The organism is Ferrimicrobium sp. (assembly GCF_027364955.1).
Lineage (GTDB): Bacteria > Actinomycetota > Acidimicrobiia > Acidimicrobiales > Acidimicrobiaceae > Ferrimicrobium.
In genome coordinates, this window is sequence record NZ_DAHXOI010000063.1 from 1 (window position 1) to 2,391 (window position 2,391).

The window sequence follows — 2,391 nt, forward strand, 5'->3', positions numbered from 1 at the left end:
AGAGGGAGGTAAACAGAGATGAAAAACAAGACAAGAAAAGGAAGTTGGACATTGCAACCAGATCAGATCCGAAAAGTCATTGGCTACCTCGATCGACACCCGGATGCCTCGGCCCGCACCGTCGAGGCAGCCACTGGAGTATCGCATCAGTCAGTCACCAGACTTCGCAAGAAGCTAGCCGAGGTCACCATCACCGAGGAGGACTTGTCAAAGGACTCGAGCCTCCTAGCGGTTCTCTATCCGACGAGAGCCGGGAGAACCAGCACGAAGGTAGCCCCCGACTACGAGGCACTCGTCAAGGAGTTGAGGGATACCCCGCATCTCACCCGAGAGCTCCTATGGGAGGAGTACTGCCAGATCAATGGTGAGAACTCCTACTCATACTCTGAGTTCTGTCGAAAGCTTGCTCGAGTGATGGACCAAGGAGAGCTCACCATGTTGTTGGTCCATGAATTGGGCAGCGCTCTCATGGTCGACTATGCGGGCGACACCGTCCCCATCTGGGACCGAGCTACTGGCCAGATCGCTTTCTATGCCCAGGTCTTTGTCGCTGCCCTGGCCTACTCGGGCTATACCTTCGCGGGGGTCTATGAGTCCCAGCGCATCGATGACTTCCTCTTTGCCATCATGGATGCTTTAGAGTTCTTCGGTGGGCTTCCCGTCAAGATCATCCCCGATAATCTCCGGAGTGCGGTGACCAAGCACACCCGTGACGAGCTCATCTACAACACAACTTTCACCGAGTTCTGCACCCATTATGCAATCGAGCCCGCGGCTACTCGCCCGTATCGGCCAAAGGATAAGGCAAAGGCCGAGGGCAGCGTCTACCGGGTTGAGACGAGGATCTTGGCTCGACTCCGTCACGAACGCTTCTACAGTGTCGCCGAGGCCAACGAGGCCGTCAGGGGAATGCTCACAGATCTCAACGAGGCTCCTTTTAAGTACCTAGCCGGGTCGAGGGCTACTCGATTCGCCGAGGAACTGCCCTCTTTGCGACCCCTACCCACGAGCTGTTATGAGCTCGCCGAGTTCTTGACCTTACCCGTTGGACCTGACTATCACTTCATGGTCCATACCAACCGTTACTCGGTACCAGTTCGCTCTTCGCAACACCAAGGTACGTGTCAAGGTTTCCAAAAGGAGCATCGAGGTCTTTAGTGATGGTGAGAGCATCGCTATCCATGACCGCGCCGATGGTGAGAACCAGGTCATCACTAACCCAGCTCACCGACCCCTCGAGCACCAGGGATACCTGGAGACCGAAGAGCTCCTCTACCGTCAGGCCCGTGCCATTGGTGAGAGCACCGAGAGCGTCATTCGCTCTGTCGTTGACTCGACCCCGTTCCGATCGGTGGCTCAGGCATCGGCCAAAGGACTCCTGCGTCTGTTGCGAGGGTATCCAGAGACTGAGGCAGAGCTCGCCTGTCAACGCGCCCTCATGATTGGCTCTCCTACCCGGGAGTCAGTGGAGTCCATCTTGACCAAGGGTCTCGCCCGGGCAGATGTGGGCACCGAACCTGAGATGAGCTACGCTCCCCATGCCAACCTACGGGGTCCTGAGGCCTTCAGGGTTGGGGGTATCGATGAGTAGGGCCACCAACCTAGAACACTTGAGTGCGCTGCGTCTCTCTCATGCCAAGGCCCAGTACCGCGCCCAGTTCGAGGACCCTTCAACGACCGAACTGGACTTTGATGAGCGACTTTGTCGCATCCTCGACTACGAGATCGCGATGCGAGCCAACGCCAGGGTGCAAAGGAGAACCCGTGAGGCTGGCTTTAGCATGCGTGGGAGCCCCTGAGGACTTTGAACTGAGCGAGGGACGAGGGCTTACCCGCGAGCGCTATCGCTCACTCGTATCCCTTGCCTGGTTGAGTGCTCATCATCACCTCGCCATCACCGGCCCCACTGGGGTGGGAAAGACCTACCTTGGGATCGCCCTTGGCGTGAGTGCGATTCGTGCGGGCTACCTGGTGCGCTACTACAAGCTCTCAAAGCTTCTCGAGAAGGTAGGGATCGCCCGAGCGGATGGAACCTATCCAGCCTTTGCGGCCGCACTTGCGAGAACCCATCTGCTCATCCTCGATGAGGAGGGGGATCTCTCCGATCTCACCACTGGGTTTTAGGGAGATCCTCGATCTCTTGGATGACCGCGGGGAGAACGGTTCGCTCATCATCTCCTCGCAGTTACCCGTCTCGGCGTGGTATGAGAGCCTCTGCGAGCGAACCGTCGCTGATGCCATCATGGATCGGATCGTTCATAACGCAATCCCCGTCGAACTCAAAGGAGAATCCATGCGTAAACAGAGGAGCCAGAGAAAGGAGGAGAACGGACCAACAGAGCCTGGTCCAGAGATAGAGTAACAGGTGGTCCAAAGTGACGCGAACGAGTG

The 2,391-nt window shown here is 57.4% G+C and carries 5 protein-coding genes; all 5 read left to right on the forward strand.

Going from position 1 to position 2,391, the window contains the following annotated elements; genetic code table 11:
- Window positions 1-51: 51 nt before the first annotated feature.
- A complete protein-coding gene (gene istA / locus M7Q83_RS13950; RefSeq protein WP_298340195.1) occupies window positions 52-1,158 on the forward strand; it encodes an IS21 family transposase in 1,107 nt (368 codons plus the stop codon).
- Window positions 1,159-1,351: 193 nt separating this feature from the next.
- Complete coding sequence (locus M7Q83_RS13955) at window positions 1,352-1,591, forward strand: hypothetical protein (RefSeq protein ID WP_298340198.1); 240 nt, start codon at window positions 1,352-1,354, stop codon at window positions 1,589-1,591.
- The gene (locus M7Q83_RS13960; RefSeq protein ID WP_298340201.1) at window positions 1,584-1,799 is read left to right on the forward strand and encodes a hypothetical protein; all 216 of its coding nucleotides are present in this window, start codon (window positions 1,584-1,586) and stop codon (window positions 1,797-1,799) included. The genes M7Q83_RS13955 and M7Q83_RS13960 overlap by 8 nt, the downstream gene beginning before the upstream one ends.
- A complete protein-coding gene (locus M7Q83_RS13965; RefSeq protein WP_298340204.1) occupies window positions 1,765-2,124 on the forward strand; it encodes an ATP-binding protein in 360 nt (119 codons plus the stop codon). The genes M7Q83_RS13960 and M7Q83_RS13965 overlap by 35 nt, the downstream gene beginning before the upstream one ends.
- A 16-nt stretch (window positions 2,125-2,140) precedes the next feature.
- Complete coding sequence (locus tag M7Q83_RS13970; protein WP_298340207.1) at window positions 2,141-2,362, forward strand: ATP-binding protein; 222 nt, start codon at window positions 2,141-2,143, stop codon at window positions 2,360-2,362.
- Window positions 2,363-2,391 lie beyond the last annotated feature (29 nt).